The sequence below is a fragment of the Labrenzia sp. 011 genome, from assembly GCF_003075075.1.
Classification (GTDB): Bacteria; Pseudomonadota; Alphaproteobacteria; order Rhizobiales; family Stappiaceae; genus Roseibium.
In genome coordinates this window covers 1-17,549 of sequence record NZ_QCYM01000010.1, presented here as the reverse complement: position 1 = coordinate 17,549, position 17,549 = coordinate 1, and the positions used below count along the sequence as shown (strand labels likewise).

The 17,549-nt window shown below is 62.4% G+C and carries 14 protein-coding genes; 11 read left to right on the top strand and 3 right to left on the bottom strand.

The window, feature by feature from the left end:
- Positions 1-580 precede the first annotated feature (580 nt).
- Positions 581-1,342, bottom strand: coding sequence for a class II aldolase/adducin family protein (locus tag DCO57_RS12175; RefSeq protein ID WP_116699185.1), 762 nt, complete (start codon positions 1,340-1,342; stop codon positions 581-583).
- A gap of 141 nt (positions 1,343-1,483) precedes the next feature.
- On the opposite strand from DCO57_RS12175, the gene DCO57_RS12170 reads away from it, so the two are divergent.
- The 3 genes from DCO57_RS12170 to DCO57_RS12160 all read left to right on the top strand — a co-directional run bounded on the left by DCO57_RS12170 (position 1,484) and on the right by DCO57_RS12160 (position 4,371).
- Positions 1,484-2,440 carry an NAD(P)-dependent oxidoreductase gene (locus DCO57_RS12170; protein ID WP_116699184.1) on the top strand — a complete coding sequence of 319 codons (957 nt, stop codon included), beginning with the start codon at positions 1,484-1,486 and terminating at the stop codon, positions 2,438-2,440.
- Between the two features lie 88 nt (positions 2,441-2,528).
- A complete protein-coding gene (locus tag DCO57_RS12165) occupies positions 2,529-3,179 on the top strand; it encodes a TetR family transcriptional regulator C-terminal domain-containing protein (protein WP_116699183.1) in 651 nt (216 codons plus the stop codon).
- Between the two features lie 16 nt (positions 3,180-3,195).
- A complete protein-coding gene (locus DCO57_RS12160) occupies positions 3,196-4,371 on the top strand; it encodes a pyridoxal phosphate-dependent aminotransferase (RefSeq protein ID WP_116699182.1) in 1,176 nt (391 codons plus the stop codon).
- Between the two features lie 40 nt (positions 4,372-4,411).
- On the opposite strand, the gene ubiB is transcribed toward DCO57_RS12160, so the two are convergent.
- Both ubiB and ubiE read right to left on the bottom strand, forming a co-directional pair.
- On the bottom strand, positions 4,412-5,995 hold the full coding sequence (gene ubiB / locus DCO57_RS12155; protein WP_116699181.1) for a 2-polyprenylphenol 6-hydroxylase: 1,584 nt from the start codon (positions 5,993-5,995) through the stop codon (positions 4,412-4,414).
- Positions 5,996-5,998: 3 nt separating this feature from the next.
- Positions 5,999-6,748 (bottom strand): bifunctional demethylmenaquinone methyltransferase/2-methoxy-6-polyprenyl-1,4-benzoquinol methylase UbiE, encoded by a 750-nt coding sequence (gene ubiE / locus DCO57_RS12150; protein ID WP_205756151.1) that lies wholly within the window; start codon positions 6,746-6,748, stop codon positions 5,999-6,001.
- A 292-nt stretch (positions 6,749-7,040) separates the two neighbouring features.
- Here ubiE and mutM point away from each other — a divergent pair, with 292 nt between their 5' ends.
- The 8 genes from mutM (at position 7,041) to gyrB (ending at position 17,166) form a co-directional block, all read left to right on the top strand.
- Positions 7,041-7,934, top strand: a complete 894-nt coding sequence (gene mutM, locus DCO57_RS12145; RefSeq protein ID WP_116699179.1) for a bifunctional DNA-formamidopyrimidine glycosylase/DNA-(apurinic or apyrimidinic site) lyase — start codon at positions 7,041-7,043, stop codon at positions 7,932-7,934.
- Between the two features lie 97 nt (positions 7,935-8,031).
- Positions 8,032-8,805 carry an enoyl-CoA hydratase gene (locus DCO57_RS12140; RefSeq protein ID WP_116699178.1) on the top strand — a complete coding sequence of 258 codons (774 nt, stop codon included), beginning with the start codon at positions 8,032-8,034 and terminating at the stop codon, positions 8,803-8,805.
- Positions 8,806-8,982: 177 nt separating this feature from the next.
- Positions 8,983-9,249, top strand: coding sequence for a 30S ribosomal protein S20 (gene rpsT / locus DCO57_RS12135; protein ID WP_116699177.1), 267 nt, complete (start codon positions 8,983-8,985; stop codon positions 9,247-9,249).
- A 643-nt stretch (positions 9,250-9,892) separates the two neighbouring features.
- The gene (locus tag DCO57_RS12130; RefSeq protein WP_116699176.1) at positions 9,893-10,333 is read left to right on the top strand and encodes a rhodanese-like domain-containing protein; all 441 of its coding nucleotides are present in this window, start codon (positions 9,893-9,895) and stop codon (positions 10,331-10,333) included.
- 152 nt (positions 10,334-10,485) lie between these two features.
- Entirely contained in the window at positions 10,486-11,949 is a 1,464-nt protein-coding gene (gene dnaA / locus DCO57_RS12125) for a chromosomal replication initiator protein DnaA (protein WP_116699175.1), read from the top strand.
- A 305-nt stretch (positions 11,950-12,254) separates the two neighbouring features.
- The gene (dnaN, locus tag DCO57_RS12120; protein ID WP_116699174.1) at positions 12,255-13,373 is read left to right on the top strand and encodes a DNA polymerase III subunit beta; all 1,119 of its coding nucleotides are present in this window, start codon (positions 12,255-12,257) and stop codon (positions 13,371-13,373) included.
- Positions 13,374-13,431: 58 nt separating this feature from the next.
- Positions 13,432-14,580, top strand: a complete 1,149-nt coding sequence (recF, locus tag DCO57_RS12115) for a DNA replication/repair protein RecF (protein WP_116699173.1) — start codon at positions 13,432-13,434, stop codon at positions 14,578-14,580.
- Between the two features lie 132 nt (positions 14,581-14,712).
- Complete coding sequence (gene gyrB, locus DCO57_RS12110) at positions 14,713-17,166, top strand: DNA topoisomerase (ATP-hydrolyzing) subunit B (RefSeq protein ID WP_116699172.1); 2,454 nt, start codon at positions 14,713-14,715, stop codon at positions 17,164-17,166.
- The last annotated feature ends 383 nt before the right edge of the window (positions 17,167-17,549 follow it).

The window sequence follows — 17,549 nt, the reverse complement described above, 5'->3', positions numbered from 1 at the left end:
AATCCAGTTCCTTGGCTTGCTTCAACAGCTTGCTGACGAGGTGCCGCGGCCGGACAGCAGTCACCGCTGGCCGACGCACGTCGAGGGGATCCGGCTTTCCGGCAAGGACACGGCTTTCCATAACCGGACTCTTGTCGGCCAGCTTCCCTGTGGCCCGGTGACCTGCATTCCAGATGTCTGAAATGCTCACCGGAGAAAGTGTGCTTGTTTGGCAAACTGGTCGGCTACAGAAGCGCAACCAGGAGGTTCGGGCTCTCAGTCGTATCTTGGCCCAACATCGCCGGGGAGCCGGCGATATTTCAACCCTCTGCCTTGTTTCACGGGCAAGCGTTTCACAGTCTTCCCAATCGCCCATTCCTGCGCGACACAGACCGGATCAAACATTTCATGCCCGCGAAATGCCGAAAGTCCGGCAAATCAGGATGCGGCAAGGCTAACACGCAGCCCCGCCAAGTCAAGGACCCGACTGACTATTTTGTGGGCAGGATCAAAATTGAAGCAACAATTTACATGTTGCTGAACAGTTTCATGAAAATACGACACCAACATTACAAAGGACTGAAAAATCTACTCGATTGGTCTATTCGCGAAAACCAGTATCGATGCGATCCGCAAGGCGCATCATTGCATCCCATTCAAGCAGCAAGTCTCCGTCGTCGAAAGCCATCTGGTCGTATTGCCGGGTGACATGCGCCGCCAGCGTGTCCCCGATCTGCGCAAGCGGCAATCCCATTGACAGCGTGGATTGCTGGATCTCGCAGGCCCGGTCGAGGTAGAACATGTTGGAAAACATCTGCCCGGCACTTTCTCCGACGGTGAGCAGACCGTGGTTGCGCAGGATCAGCGCAGGATAGGCTCCCAGACTTTCGACAATCCGCTCGCGTTCTTCAAGATCGAGCGCAATTCCCTCATAGTCGTGATAGCCGATACGGCCGTAGAACTGCAGGGCGATCTGGTTCAAGGGCAGCAGCCCCTCCTTCAACGACGAAACGGCGACCCCTGCCCTCGTATGCGTGTGCATGACCCAGGCCGCATCGCCGCGGGCCCGGTGGACAGCGCTGTGAATCGTGAAGCCCGCCGGATTGACCCGGTTGGGGCTGTCGCAGACCTTGTTGCCCTCCACGTCGATCTTCACCAGCGACGAGGCCGTGATCTCCTCCCACATGTAGCCATAGGGGTTGATCAGGAAATGCCCGGGCTCTCCGGGCACCTTCGCCGTGATGTGGGTATAGATCAGATCGGACATCCTGAAATGCGCCGCGAGCCGGTAACAGGCCGCGAGCTCGACCCGGGTTTCATATTCGGCCTTGCTCACATCGCCGGACCGGCTGGTCTGCAACATCGATCTTTCCCTTCACATGACTGCGGCCGCATCGCCCTTGCGGACGCCGACCTCCCGAACGCTTTACTCCTTAATATACATTTGTATAACTAGATGCGAGGGGCAAGGGAAAATTCCGACAGGCGCCGCAGGAGACATCATTTGGAACAGGCAGAGACGATCGACGGCGTGCTGTTGAGCAGCACGATGGATCTGAAAAGCTTCTATGGCCTCGACTTCAAGGGCAGCGGCAGGCAGGTGCGGCTGCTGGACCCGGAGGAAGTCTCCGATCCCGCCACCATACGCTTCGCGGTCTGCTGGCTGCCGGACGACGACGCCTTTGCCCGCTATCCGAACCTGGAGATGGCAATGTCCGTCGGTGCGGGGGTCGATGCCCTCATCGCCAACCCGAGCCTTGCCGGCGAAACCCTGATCTGCCGGGTGCGCGATCCCCACCAGGCGGATCTGATGGCCGGATACGCGGCGCACGAAGTGCTCCATTTTCTGCGTTCGTTCACGCAGATGAAGGACCAGCAGAACGCGCGCGTCTGGAACCCACTGCCCATGTCACCGCCGAAGAAAACCCGCATCGCGGTGCTTGGCAACGGCACAATGGGGGCGGCGATTGCCCGCGCCCTGGGCGCCATGGGCTTTTCCGTCGCGGTTGCCTGCCGCTCCGAACCGGCAGAGCCACTGGCGGGCATCAGCTACCATTCAGGCTCCGGCGCGCTGGATCTGGCCTGCAGGGACAGCCGGATCGCAATCAATGTGCTGCCGCTGACGAACGAAACGGAAAACATCCTGAACGGTCGCCTTTTCAACCAGCTTGCCCCAGGTGCCTGGCTGATCCAGATCGGCCGGGGCGAGCACCTGCACGAAGCCGATTTCGCCGCGGCTCTGGACAGCGGTCAGCTGGCCGGGGCCAGCCTCGATGTCTTCCGCGAAGAACCCCTGCCGGAAAGCCATCCGTTCTGGGAGGATGCCCGGCTGAGGATCACGCCGCATATCGCCAGCGATTCCACACCGAGCGTGGTGGCGGAACAGATCCACGCCTCTGCCGTCGAGCTTCTTCAGGGCAGACGGCCGCGCCTAGCAATCGACCGGCACCAGGGATACTGACCCGGCCACGCGGTGCCGGCTTGTGCTTTCCACAATTTTATACAAATGTATAACTACACTATCGAACCCATGGACCACCCCTTCGACAATGAGCCGAAAAGCCTTCCGCCGCCTGACGCTTGACGAGCGCAAACGCACCCTTCTCGAGGCAACGCTGACCTGTGTCGCGCAACAGGGACTGAAGGGCGCGACCGTGCGCAGGATCGCGGAAGAGGCCGGTGTCACCGCGGGGCTCCTGCGCCATTATTTCGGCAGCAAGAACGGTCTGATCACCAGTGCCTACGCCTATCTGATCGGGCAGCTCACCGCGGAAGCGGAAACAAGGGCCCGCCAGTCCACAGGCGACGCGAACGATCAGCTGCGCCACTTCCTGATTGCCAATATGACCATGCCCAACCTGTCCGAGGAGAAAGTATCCCTGTGGGCAACCTTTATCGGCCGTGTCCGCTACGAGACCGATTTCGCCGACATTCACCGCGAAGGCTACAGGGACTATCTCTCACTGCTGGAAGGCCTGATCGAGCCAGTCCTTGCCGCCCATGGCCTTCCCCGAAGCGCCGCCGCGTGCCGCCGTCATGCCATTGCGGTGAACGGCCTGATCGACGGTCTGTGGATGGAAGGCTCCCTCAATTCGGGCCTCTACAGCCGCGCCATACTACCAGATCTTGTCACCGAAGCCTGCGAACGCCTGCTCGAGCTGCCGGCGGGCAGCCTTTCGGGCGAAAAGCAGCCTACTTGAATACAGGGACGTCCAGATGCGCTACGCAGGTATTACAGATCGCCTCGCCAACCTCGGCGGAGAAAAATGGGCCGTGCACAACGCCGCCCGGGAGAGGGCTGCCGCCGGTGAGGAGGTGATCGAACTGACGATCGGCGAACCGGATATTCCCGTCGATCCGCAGCTGGTCGATGTCTGCGCGGCCTCCATGCGCCGGGGCCGGACCCATTATTCCAACGGACGCGGCGAACAGGGACTTCTGGACGCGCTGGTCGAGAAATATGCGCCGCGCTTTCCCGGAATCACCGGCGCCAATATCCTGTGCTTTCCGGGAACCCAGACCGCCCTGTATGCCGTCATCACGGCGCTTGCGGGAGCCGGAGACGGCGTTCTGGTCGGAGACCCCTATTACGCGACCTATGAAGGTGTCATTCGCGCCCCCGGCGCAATCCTGCAACCCGTCCCGCTGAACATCGAGGACGGTTTCATCATGCGCCCGGCGGACCTTGCCCGCGCCATCACGCCGGCCAGCCGCGTCCTCCTGCTCAACACACCGCACAATCCGACCGGCTCCCTGCTCGACCGGGATACGCTCGTGGAGCTTGGAGCCCTGGCCTGCGAGCACGACCTCTGGATCGTCTGCGACGAGGTCTACGAAGACCTCATATTCGAGGGCGAATTCGCCTCACCACTCGAGATCGAGGCTCTTCGGGACAGGACAATTGTCACCTCCTCCATCTCCAAGACCTTTGCGGCAACAGGCTTTCGCAGCGGCTGGGCGATCGGACCGGAAGAATTCTGCACGAAGCTCCTGCCGATTTCCGAAACCATTCTGTTCGGCAACCAGCCCTTCATCGCGGATATGACCGAAGCGGCCCTGCGCGGGACATTCGACACGGCCCAGCGCATGCGTGAAAGCTATGCCGCGCGCGCCCGGTCGATTGCGCGCGACCTGGCAGGCTGCGCCTCTCTCAAGACCGGCAAGGTATCCGGTGGCATGTTCATCATGATCGACGTGTCGGGGACCGGACTGGACGGGGAAGAATTCGCCTGGAGCCTGCTTGAGACCCATGGGGTCGCGGTCATGCCCGGTCCGTCGTTCGGCCAGAACGCGCAATCCCTGATCCGGGTGGCGCTGACCGTTCCGGACGAGATGCTGCGCGAGGCAATGCGGCGCATTCATGCCTTCGCCGATGCCCGCGCGGCCGCCTGACCTGCCGGCACACTGTCTCCCGTACGGAAGACGGAACCGGTCAGACGATGAGATGCACCGCAATCGCGCCGAGCGAAAGGGCGATCACCCAGAGTGCGATCCTGCCCGAGCGGGTGTGCCGCGCTTCCGCCCTGCCGATGGCCTCGGCGGTTTCCCGGTCGAAACGCAGGCCTGAAGCGGTCATCTTTTCCAGCTCTTCCGACATGCGGCCGACCCTGTCGGCGAACAGCGGCATGTCGTTGGCGATGCGGGCCAGCGCGGAAAAGGCATCCCCCGCATCGCGGAGCTTGCCGGCCGGGCCGAGGTTTTCCCGGATCCAGGTTCCCACGACCGGCTCGGCCGTCCGCCACATGTCGAGATTCGGATTGAGCGAACGGGCCACGCCCTCGACCACGACCATGGTCTTCTGCAGCATGAGCAGCTGGGTCTGGGTGCGCATTTCGAAAAGTTCGGTCACCTCGAAGAGCTGGGTGAGCAGCCGGGCCATGGAAATCTCGCTGGCGTCGTGCCCGTGGATCGGCTCGCCGATGGCGCGGATCGCCTGGGCGAACATGTCCACATCCTGATGGGCGGGCACATAGCCGGCCTCGAAGTGCACTTCCGCCACGCGCTTGTAGTTGCGGGTAATGAAACCGAACAGGATCTCCGCCAGAAAGCGGCGCTCGCGCTTGTTCAGACGGCCGACAATGCCGAAGTCGACGGCGACAAGCGTGCCGTCGCTCTGCACGAACAGATTGCCCTGATGCATGTCCGCATGGAAAAAGCCGTCCCGGAGGGTGTGGCGCAGGAAGCTCTGGATGACCGCCGCGCCGAGTGCTTCGAGGTCATGCCCCTCCTCCCGCATGCCCTCGATGTCCGACATCTTCCGGCCGTCGATCCACTCCATGGTGAGCACGCCCTTGGCGGTGCGCAGCCATTCGACTTCCGGCACCCGGAACCCCGGATCTCCGGCGGTGTTTTCGGCCATTTCCGACAGGGCGGCCGCCTCCAGGCGGAAATCCATTTCCATGGCGACGGATTGCGCCAGCGTGTCGATGACGGCAACCGGCCTGAGGCGCCGGGAAGGCGCATGGAAGCGCTCGGCCAGGCGCGCGACAAGGTAGAAGCTTTCCAGGTCGCGCTGGAACCGGCGGGCGACCCCCGGCCGCAGTATCTTGACCGCGACCTTGCGTTCCGTATCGTCCGTGCCGCGGATCACGGCCGGATGCACCTGCGCGATGGAGGCGGCGGCGACCGCTTCTCCGAATTCGGCGAAGATCTCCTCGACCGGCTGCCCCAGCTGTTCGGAAACCGCGTTGCGGGCCTCCTCGTCATCGAAGGCGGGAAGCCTGTCCTGCAGCGCCGACAGCTCGCGGGCCGCGTCCTTGCCGACCACATCCGCACGGGTGGCGAGGAACTGGCCGAGCTTGACGTAGGACGGGCCGAGTCTGTTCAGGGCATCCGAAAGGCGCAGGTCCGCGCTCTTGCTCTTCACGGCCCGGCGCTCCAGCAGCCGCGCCGCCGCAATGGCGAATCTGGGACCGGCCGGCAGGTCGGGAAGGGAGACGAGGCCGAACACGCCCTCGCGCGCCATCACGTATCCCGCCCGCACCAGACGGAAGAAAGGCATCACCGGAAGCGCCATCTATCAGAGTTTCCAGCCGTAATGCAGGGCGGCGATGCCGCCGGAATAGTTGCGGTAGCCGACCCGTTCGAAGCCGGCCTCGCGGATCATTTCGGCAAACCGCTCCTGATTGGGAAAATTGCGGATCGATTCCACCAGATACCGATAGGGGTCGCCGTCTCCCGTCACCATCTTGCCCATGACAGGAATGGCCCGGAAGGAGAAGGCGTCATAGACCTTGTCGAGACCCGGGACGTCGACCTCGGAAAATTCCAGGCAGAGGAAGCGCCCTCCGCGCTTGAGCACGCGGTATGCCTCGCGCAGCGCCCTGGGAATGTCCGGCACGTTGCGGATGCCGAAGGCGATCGTATAGGCGTCGAAGCTCCTGTCGGGATAGGGGAGCTGTTCCGCATTGCCCTGGGAGAAGGTGATCAGCGGCGACAGACCGGCCTTTTCGGCCCGGTCACGGCCGACGCCCAGCATGGATTCGTTGATGTCGCAGACGACAGCCTCGACCGTTTCGCCCGACCGGCGCACGACCCGCGTGGCGATATCTCCGGTGCCGCCGGCCACATCCAGCAGACGCCAGCCCTTGCCGGCCGTCTTCGGCGGCGCCAGATAGGAGACCATGGCGTCTTTCCACACCCTGTGGAGACCGCCGGACATCAGATCGTTCATCAGGTCGTAGCGCTCCGCGACCTTGTGAAAGACATCGTCCACCAGGGCCTGCTTGCGCCCCTCGTCAACCCTTGTGAAGCCGAAGCTGGTCGGCATGTCTTCCGGCGAACGGCGGGATGTGCCGGTTTGCCCGTGTGCCTGCTGCGTCATGATGCGCCTCCAAGGTCAACTTCTTCGCGTTCACTTGGCCGCGAACGCCGGTGCGGTATCAGTCTGTCGTCAAAGTGCGCCGGACCATAGTACAAGCCCCTGCAAAGCGCTATCTTCGCCGGGATCGAAAAGCCATATGACGCAGGCCTATAACGTGCAACGGAAGCCGAAACCAGACCCCGGGCGCAACTAATCTGCGATGCCATGACCGCATATACCCAACCACGAGAAGCTCAAGATGCCTGAACTGCCGGAAGTCGAAACCGTCAAACGGGGGCTCGCGCCAACCTTCGAAGGCGCACTCATCACGCGGGTCGAGCAGAACCGCCCCGACCTGCGCTTTCCCTTTCCCTCCGGGTTTGCGGACCGGCTGACCGGGCGGCGGGTGGCAGCGCTCTCCCGCCGGTCGAAATATCTGCTGGCGGATATCGACAGCGGCGACGTGCTGGTCATGCACCTCGGCATGTCCGGATCCTTCCGGGTCGAAACCGCCCTTGCGGCGGAGCTTCCCGGCCAGTTCGCCCATGCGCGCGGCAAGAACCCGAAGCATGATCACGTGGTCTTCCACCTGGAACCGGCTGCCGGCCCCGCAGCGCGCATTGTCTATAACGATCCGCGCCGCTTCGGCTTCATGGATCTTGTGTCCCGGCCGCAGCTGGACACCCATCCCTACTTCAGGGACCTCGGGCTGGAGCCGCTCGGCAACGAGCTGAGCGGCGAAACCCTGGCGCGGCTGTTCGCGGGGCGCAAGACGCCGCTGAAGGCCGCGCTCCTGAACCAGAAGTACATCGCCGGTCTCGGCAATATCTATGTCTGCGAAGCCCTGTGGCGGACAGGCCTGAGCCCGCAGCGCCCCGCCGGGATCCTTGCGACGAAAGCCGGCCGGCCGACTGCCAAGGCGGAGCTGCTTGCCGCCAACATCCGGACGATCCTCGAGGAAGCCATCAGGGCCGGGGGGTCCTCCCTGAAGGATCATGCACAGACCGACGGCACGCTCGGCTATTTCCAGCACTCCTTCGCCGTTTACGACCAGGAAGGCGAGCCCTGCAGGACAGCGGGTTGCCCGGGGACCGTTGCCCGGCTGGTGCAATCGGGCCGCTCGACATTCTACTGTCCGGCGTGTCAGGCCTGAGGATGCCGGCAGTTGAATGGCAGCCTTGCCAGACCCGCCCCCGGTCGGTTAGGCATGACCCGTAATCTTGAGACGTCCTGGCACAGGAGCGGGTGAAATGGGATATGAGAACATCCGCGTTGAAAAACGCGGCAAGGTCGGTCTGATCACACTGGATCGTCCGAAAGCCTTGAACGCGCTGAATTCGGCCTTGATCCGGGAACTGGGCAAGGCACTGGACGGGTTTGACGCGGATGAGCGCATCGGCTGCGTCGTGATCACCGGATCGGAAAAGGCCTTCGCGGCGGGTGCGGACATCAAGGAAATGCAGCCGCACGACTTTTCCTCCGCCTATCAGAACGATCTGATCACGCCGTTCGACCGGGTGTCGCGCAACCGCAAGCCGATCATTGCCGCTGTTGCCGGCTATGCCTTGGGCGGCGGCTGCGAACTTGCCATGCTTTGCGATTTCATCATCGCCGCAGAGACCGCCAAGTTCGGCCAGCCGGAAATCACCCTTGGCGTCATTCCGGGCGCCGGCGGCACGCAGCGGCTGACACGCTTCGTCGGCAAGTCGAAAGCCATGGAAATGGTGCTGACCGGCCGCATGATGGACGCACAGGAAGCCGAACGCAGCGGTCTGGTGAGCCGGATCGTGCCGGCGGACGATCTGATCGAAGAGGCCCTCAAGGCCGCCGAAAAGATCGCCGACTTCTCGCTCCCGGTGGTCATGATGGCCAAGGAAAGCGTCGACCGGGCGTATGAGACCACCTTGTCGGAGGGCATCCGCTTCGAACGGCGCGTGTTCCAGGCAATGTTCGCCCTGGAGGATCAGAAGGAAGGCATGAGCGCCTTCGCCGAAAAGCGGACGCCACAGTTCCGGAACAAATAATCTTACGGGATTCAACGATAAAGCCGTTGACGGCGGTGCCAACCGCCATTATAAGCTGCGCCCAACCGGTGGCGGACTTTCGCCGCCGTTGTTGTTTTGATCGGGTCTTGCCGCCCTTGCGTTCCGGCCCCGATCGCCACCGGACACCAGTCCCAAAAACCGATCAGGATAGAGCCCATGGCCAACACACCATCGGCCAAGAAGGCGGCCCGAAAGATTGCCCGCCGGACGGCCACGAACAAAGCCCGCCGGAGCCGCATGCGCACATTCCTGCGCCAGGTAGAAGAAGCGATTGCTGCCGGCGACCAGAGTGCTGCCAACGAAGCTTTCAAGGCCGCACAGCCGGAACTCATGCGCGCGGCGTCGAAAGGCGTTCTGCACACAAATACGGCATCCCGGAAGGTTTCCCGCCTCAACGCCCGCATCAAGGCGCTCGGCGCGTAACCACTCCGTCACATGACCATCAGGAAAACCCGGCCAGCGTGCCGGGTTTTTTTTAGCCGCGCAATTTTGTGGATGACGCAATTTCAGCAACCATAACGCGTATTTCCGGAAATTTAGACGCCTAGAATGCTGACACAAATTATCTCATGTTTACAGTGACTTGCGCACATGTAGGAATTGCCCGCAGCCCTCAAACCAGATTCGATACGAGTCAAGGCGTCTGTTCGGATATTTTTTTGAAAAATGTTGTTTTTGCAATATGACAGGTTCGCTTCTCGGCAAAAGTCATTGCGGTAAAAAGCATTTGTTCCGTCGCCCACAGTCGGCCAGATATCTGTGACGTCGGGGCAGAAACAGGCTCCTTCCCGAATTCGCCAAACGCCCTGTTGCCCCGCCGGTCCCTGTCTGTATATTAACAGGCGACTGGCAGGGAAAGACCAGCGGACAACTCAGAAACGGTGCTTGGATCAACAATGAACAAGACTCTAAAATCTAAACCTAAGCACACGACTCGCATACCTCTGGATGAATACATTAGTTTATTCGGCACCCACGGTGCCTAGCTTCGGCTTCGGCTAGATCTTCTTCCCGAAAATTTGTTTTTCTTCAAATCAATAACTCACGGTTATTGAAGGGGGCAGTAGTGCATTTTACGACTGGTTATGCTGGCGATGTCGAGGCAACGGAGGCTTTCACCGAGCTTACCAATACGCCGGACGCGACGCTCGTCGATGTGCGCACACAAGCGGAGTGGACCTTTGTCGGCCTGCCCGATTTGCGTGCGATCGGCAAAGAACCCATCCTGGCGGAATGGCAGAGTTTCCCATCCTCCGGTCCCAGCCCGGTCTTCACTGCAACGGTTACCGACCTTCTGGTCAAAAAAGGACTTGACCAGAACGCGCCAATCTATTTTCTCTGCCGCTCCGGAGCCCGGAGCCAGGCAGCGGCAATTGCCCTGACCCAAGCCGGCTACACCCGGTGCTTCAATATCTCCGACGGTTTCGAAGGCCCCCTCGACGAAGATGGCCACCGCGGGACCAGGTCCGGGTGGAAGGCGGCAGGACTGCCCTGGATTCAAAGTTAGATACCCCGCACCAGACGGGGTCGGGTGACGGGCGTATTCCCGTCGCCAGAACCATAACCGTCCCAAAAGGGACACTATAATGCTGCAAAAGCAGCAAGACGTGGAAGAATGGCTGTGGCGGACATTCTTCCCCGATACAGGAGGCAGATAATATGCAGGTTCAGGAGGCAGGCGGCTCGGAACAATGGAAACGGGTTAAGAAGCAGCTCCGCGCTCAATTGGGCGATGACGTTTTCACCAGCTGGTTTGCACGCGTTGATCTGGAGGAACATCAGGACGGCACCGTACGTCTTTCCGTTCCCACCCGGTTTCTCAAACAGTGGATCCAGAACAATTACAACGACCAGCTCATGGGTCTGTGGCAGAGCGAATGCGACAATGTCCATCGCATCGAGCTGACGGTCCGCGGTGCCATCCGGCACCGTCAGGTGCCGGCGTCCACACCCAGCCTTGTGGCGCCGTCCGGCTCGAAACCGGCTGCGGCCGACGCACTGGCCGACGTCTCCCAGGTCACCCGGGCCCAGGCAGCAACCGCGGCCCTCGGCCGCGGCGACACGGGTGCCGACACGCCGCGCGATGTCCTTCAGGGGGCCTCGCTCGATCCGAAATACACGTTCGACACCTTTGTCGAGGGCGAATCCAACAATCTTGCGCTGGCGGCAGCCCGGCAGGTTGCCTCGGGCGGAGCGGTGACATTCAACCCGCTCTACCTGCATGCGGCGGTGGGCCTGGGCAAGACCCACCTGATGCAGGCCGTTGCCGCCAAGGCGCGGGCCAGCGGACGCAAGGTGCTCTATCTGACGGCAGAGCATTTCATGTACAAATTCGTCGCGGCCCTGAAGTCCCAGTCCGCACTGGCCTTCAAGGACACCCTGCGCACCATCGACCTGCTCCTGATCGATGACATGCAGTTTCTGCACGGCAAGCAGGTTCAGCAGGAGTTCTGCCATACGCTCAACGCCCTGATCGACGGCGCCCGCCAGGTGATCGTGGCGGCGGATCGCGCGCCCTCCGAACTGGACACCCTGGATGACCGCGTCCGCTCCCGCCTGTCTGGCGGTCTCGTGGTCGGCATACAGGAACCGGATTTCGCCCTGCGCCGGAGCATTCTGGTCTCGCGCGTGGCAGCCGCCCGCAAAGCCTATCCGCAATTCGAGGTGCCCGATGGCGTGCTTGACTATGTGGCCCGTCACGTCGCCTCCTCCGGCCGTGATCTGGAAGGCGCCCTCAATCGACTGATCGCCCACAATCAGCTCACCAACCAGCCGATCACCCAGGAGATGGCGGAGCTGACCCTTCGCGATCTGGTCCGCTCCAGCGAACCGCGCCGGGTCAAGATCGAGGACATCCAGCGGGTGGTCTCCAAGCACTACAACGTCACCAAGGCGGATCTCCTGTCCGCGCGCCGGACCCGCACCATCGTGCGGCCGCGCCAGATCGCCATGTATCTGGCCAAGGTGATGACCCCTCGCTCGCTGCCGGAGATCGGCCGGCGCTTCGGCAACAGGGACCACACCACAGTCCTGCATGCCGTACGGAAGATCGAGGAACTGGCCCGGGGAGACTACGCCCTCGCGCAGGAGCTCGAGCTGCTCAAGCGCATGCTCGACGCCTAGACCGGGATTGTCGGCAGGTTGCGCCAGACACCTTGAAACCGGGCAACCATCCCGCAGCCTTGCGGACGCGGGATGGTCTGGATTAACCTGTTTCGCGCAGCTGCGCGAGAAAGCGGAGAGGCTGGCCCGGTCCCCGATTCCAATCGTGAGACATTCCACCAGAATCGGGGGTGTTCGGACAGGACGCCCCCTTGCTTTTGAACCCGGTTAAGGGCAGTGTCTTCCACCCCGCTCCCGACCGGAGCCCAATTGACCAGTTTGGCCAGGCAGCCCTGTCTGGCGTTTCATGAGTACGGAACGAGTGTATGAAAGCGACCCTCGAGCGGACCGACCTCCTCAAGTCCTTGACCCATGTTCACCGGGTGGTCGAGCGCCGGAATACCATCCCCATCCTGTCCAACGTCCTGTTGCGTGCGGACGGCGGCGCGATCAACCTCAAGGCAACCGACCTTGACCTGGAGATCGTCGAATCCGTGACCGCCATGGTGGAAATGCCGGGGGCGACGACGGTGCCGGCGCATATGTTCTACGAGATCGTGCGCAAGCTGCCGGACGGCTCCCAGGTGGTCCTGGAGACCACAAGCGACAACGCCACGCTGGAGATCCGCGCCGGACGGTCGAGATTCACCCTGCAGATACTGCCGGAAACGGATTTCCCGGATCTGACCGCGGGCGACTTCAGCCACGGCTTCTCCCTGTCCGCCGCCGACGTCCGCAAGCTCATCGATACCACGCAGTTTGCCATCTCCACGGAAGAGACCCGCTACTATCTGAACGGGATCTATCTGCACACGGTGGATACACCGGCCGGCCAGCATTTCCGCGCCGTGGCCACGGACGGTCACCGTCTGGCCCAGGCCGAAGTGCCCGCCCCGTCGGGCTCGGCCGGCATGCCGGGCATCATCGTGCCGCGCAAGACCGTCGGCGAAATGCAGAAGCTTCTGGAAGACCCGGAAACCGACGTGCAGATCGAGCTGTCGGACACCAAGATCCGGATCACCACCGGATCCGTGGTTCTCACCTCCAAGCTGATCGACGGCACCTTCCCCGACTACGGCCGGGTGATCCCGCAGGGCAACGACAAGGAAATGCGTGTCGACCGGGACGAATTCAAGGAAGCCGTCGACCGTGTCTCGACAATCTCCTCCGAACGTGGCCGTGCCGTGAAACTCGCGCTGAGCGAAGGCCGGCTGATCCTGACGGTGAACAACCCGGATTCCGGCAGCGCCACGGAAGAACTGGCGGTCGAGTTCGATGCGGAGCCGCTGGAAATCGGGTTCAATTCCCGTTACCTGCTCGACATCGCCAACCAGCTCAGCAGCGATACCGCCCTGTTCCGGCTGGCCGATTCCGGATCGCCGACCCTCATTCAGGACAGCACGGTCGATGACTGCCTGTTCGTCCTGATGCCGATGCGGGTCTGACGGCCGGAGCCTGTTGCCTCCGGGCGAAGGCGGAAGACCGAGAAGCGGAAGTGGGTTCATGACAGAGTTCCGGACGGCGCAGCTGACCCGTCTGTCCCTGACCGGCTTCCGCAACTACGCCACGCTGACGCTGCCGATCGGCGCCAAGCTGGTGGCCCTTGTGGGCCCCAACGGCGCCGGGAAGACCAATATCCTCGAAGCGATTTCGTTCCTGACCGCCGGCCGCGGCCTGCGCCGCGCGGCGCTCGCCGACATTGCCCGCATCGGCGGCGACGGCGGCTGGAGTGTCGCCGCCGGCGTCCTGCTGGACGGCATGGAGACCCGGATCGGAACCGGGCTCGTGGCCGGGTCCCCCGGACGCAAGGTGCGCATCGACGGCGAAGAGGTGCGCGGCTCCGAAAGCCTGCTCGACTACATGCGGGTACTGTGGCTGGTGCCGTCCATGGACGGACTCTTTACCGGTCCCGGTTCCGACCGGCGCCGCTTTCTCGACCGGCTGACCCTGGCGATCGACCCCACCCACGGGCGCCGCGTCAGCGACTTCGAAAACGCCCTGCGCCAGCGCAACCGGCTTCTCGACCAGGGCGGCTCCGATTCCTATCTCGGCGCCCTGGAGCAGCAGGTTGCCGAGCTCGGCACGGCCGTCTCCATCGCCCGGGGCGAAACCGTCGGCCTGCTTGGCCGGATGATCGCGGATCAGGCGGGCGAGGACCTGCCCTTTCCGCATGCCTCGGTCGCTCTTGAAGGGGCCTTCGAGGCCGAAACGATCGGCCTGAGCGCCTCCGACCGGGAGGATATCTACCGGCAGATGCTGCGCGAGGGCCGTGCGCGCGACCGGGCCGCAGGACGGACGCTGAACGGCCCGCACCTGAGCGACCTGAAGGTTCTGCACGCGGCGAAGAACATGCCCGCCGCCCTGTCCTCCACCGGCGAACAGAAGGCGCTGCTGATCGGGCTCATTCTGGCCCATGCGGAGCTGACCGCAAAACTCTCCGGCCTGACACCCCTTCTGCTGCTGGATGAAGTGGCCGCCCATCTCGATCCGGACCGGCGGGAAGCACTGTTCACCAAGCTGAATTCGCTGGGCGGACAGGTCTTCATGACGGGGACGGACGAGGCGCTTTTCGAGGCCCTGCCACGGGAGGCTGAAATATTCGAAATCCGGGACGGCACCGGCCGGCCGCTGCGCGCCGGCGGCACCCCTTAAATCCGCCTGATTCTTGTGGTTTTCCACCAGAATTCCGTTGCTGACCCGGCTATGGACCGCGCGTGGTTGAACGCCCGCCGGAACCCCGTATAACGGGGGGACAAACGATAAACCGATTGGTGATTGATTCGCATGAGCGACACGTCCACGTCTGAGCCCATTCCGACCCCGGATCCCGACAACGGCGCCGAATACGGCGCGGACAGCATCAAGGTTCTCAAAGGCCTGGATGCCGTGCGCAAACGGCCCGGCATGTATATCGGCGACACCGATGACGGCTCCGGCCTGCATCACATGGTCTATGAGGTGGTGGACAACGCCATCGACGAGGCGCTTGCCGGCCATGCGGACCACGTGACGGTGACGCTCAATCCGGACGGCTCTGTGACCGTGACCGACAACGGGCGCGGCATTCCCACGGACATTCACACCGAGGAAGGCGTTTCCGCAGCGGAGGTCATCATGACCCAGCTGCATGCGGGCGGCAAGTTCGACCAGAATTCCTACAAGGTGTCCGGCGGGCTTCACGGCGTCGGCGTTTCGGTGGTGAACGCGCTTTCCACGCGGCTCGACCTGCGCATCTGGCGCAACGACAAGGAACACTTCATGACCTTCGCCCATGGCGAGGTCCAGGCCCCCCTGAAGGTCGTCGGCCCTGCCAACGGCAGGAAGGGCACGGAAGTCACTTTCCTGCCGTCACCGGAAACCTTCACCAAGATCGAATTCGATTTCGCCACGCTGGAGCACCGGTTGCGGGAACTGGCCTTCCTCAACTCGGGTGTCAGGATCATCCTGACCGACAAGCGCGGCGTGGAAACCCAGGTCGAGGAACTCTACTACGAGGGGGGGCTTGAGGCCTTCGTCCGCTATCTGGACCGGGCCAAGCATCCGCTGATCGAAACACCGATCAACATGAAGGGCGAGCGCGACGGCATCACCGTCGAAGCCGCCATGTGGTGGAACGACAGCTATCACGAAAACGTCCTGTGCTTCACCAACAACATTCCGCAGCGCGACGGCGGCACGCATCTTGCCGGTTTCCGGGGCGCGCTGACGCGCCAGCTCACCGGTTACGCCGAGTCGACAGGCCTGATGAAGCGCGAGAAGGTGTCGCTGACCGGCGAAGATTGCCGTGAAGGCCTCACCTGTGTCCTCTCCGTCAAGGTGCCGGATCCGAAGTTCTCCTCGCAGACCAAGGAAAAACTCGTGTCCTCCGAGGTCCGCCCGGTGGTCGAGAACCTGGTCGCGCAGATGCTCAGCGAATGGCTGGAGGAAAATCCGGCCCCCGCCAAGATACTCGTTTCCAAGGTTGTCGAGGCCGCCTCCGCCCGGGAAGCAGCGCGCAAGGCGCGCGAGCTTACACGGCGCAAGGGTGCACTCGACATCGCCTCGCTTCCCGGCAAGCTGGCGGACTGCCAGGAACGGGATGCCTCGAAGGCCGAACTCTTCCTGGTGGAGGGTGATTCCGCAGGCGGATCCGCAAAACAGGGCCGGCATCGGGAAAACCAGGCCGTGCTTCCCCTGCGCGGCAAGATCCTCAACGTGGAACGGGCGCGCTTCGACAAGATGCTGTCCTCCAACGAGATCGGAACCCTGATCACCGCACTGGGCACCGGTATCGGCAAGGAAGAATTCAACATCGAGAAGCTGCGCTACCACAAGATCATCATCATGACCGATGCTGACGTCGATGGCGCCCACATCCGCACCCTGCTTCTGACCTTCTTCTTCCGGCAGATGCCGGATCTGATCGAAAACGGCTACATCTATATTGCCCAGCCGCCGCTCTACAAGGTCAAGCGCGGCCAGTCGGAACAGTATCTGAAGGATCAGCTGGCCCTGGAGAACTATCTGATCGGCCAGGGGCTGGACGACGCCTCGCTGACCCTCGCCGGAGGCGAGGTGCGGACCGGTCAGGACCTGCTGACCGTGGTCGAGACGGCCCGCAAGATCTCGGATGTCTTCGACGGCTTGCATTCGCGCTACAATCGCGACGTGGTCGAACAGGCTGCGATCGCCGGTGCGCTGACCCCGGAAATCCTGGAGGACGCGAACAAGGCGAAGGAGGCGGCAGCCTATGTCGCGCGCCGCCTGGACATTCTGGCGGACGAATTCGAACGCGGCTGGACCGGTGAGGCGCTGGAAGACGGCAGCCTTGTGTTCAAGCGCACCGTGCGCGGCGTGGAGGAAGCGGCGACCATCGACGCGGCCCTGCTCGATTCCGCCGATGCCCGCCGTCTGGCGGCGCATGCCCCCCATCTGAGCGAGATCTACGGCAAGGCCGCCGTATTGCGCCGCAAGGACACATCGACCGAAATCCGCGGGCCCAGAGCCATGCTTCAGCAGGTCTATGCCTTCGGCCAGAAGGGCATCTCCCTGCAGCGCTACAAGGGCCTCGGCGAGATGAACCCGGAGCAGCTGTGGGAAACCACCCTCGATCCGAACGTCCGCTCCCTGCTGCAGGTGAAGGTGCGCGAGGCCGACGATGCCGACGACATCTTCACCAAGCTGATGGGGGATGAGGTGGAACCGCGCCGCGAGTTCATCCAGGACAACGCCCTGTCGGTCGCCAATCTCGATATCTGACCGGTTTCAGGCGTCCAGGCGCAGAAGATCGCATCGGGCGCCCGTCAGGACGCCTGAAACCGGTGTAGTTATGCACGTAATGTTTCGCGACCTTTCTAAAAAATCAAGAAGTTAAGAGGCGTTTTGTTCGCATAAAATTCGCGGACTTGGCACATATAATTTCGTTTATGTCCTCTCTAAAGGAAATTCTCGAGAACTAGGCATTGGTTCTTTCGATTATCCAAGACTCCATCGCAGACTAATCGTCAAAAGCATTTGAACCGCGCCGGGTTTGCCGGAGGCTCCAACTCCTGAGTAGGATGGAGCACGATGAGCAAAACGACGAACAAGTTTTCCCCTGAAGTACGCGAACGAGCGGTACGCCTTGTGCTGGACAATGAAGG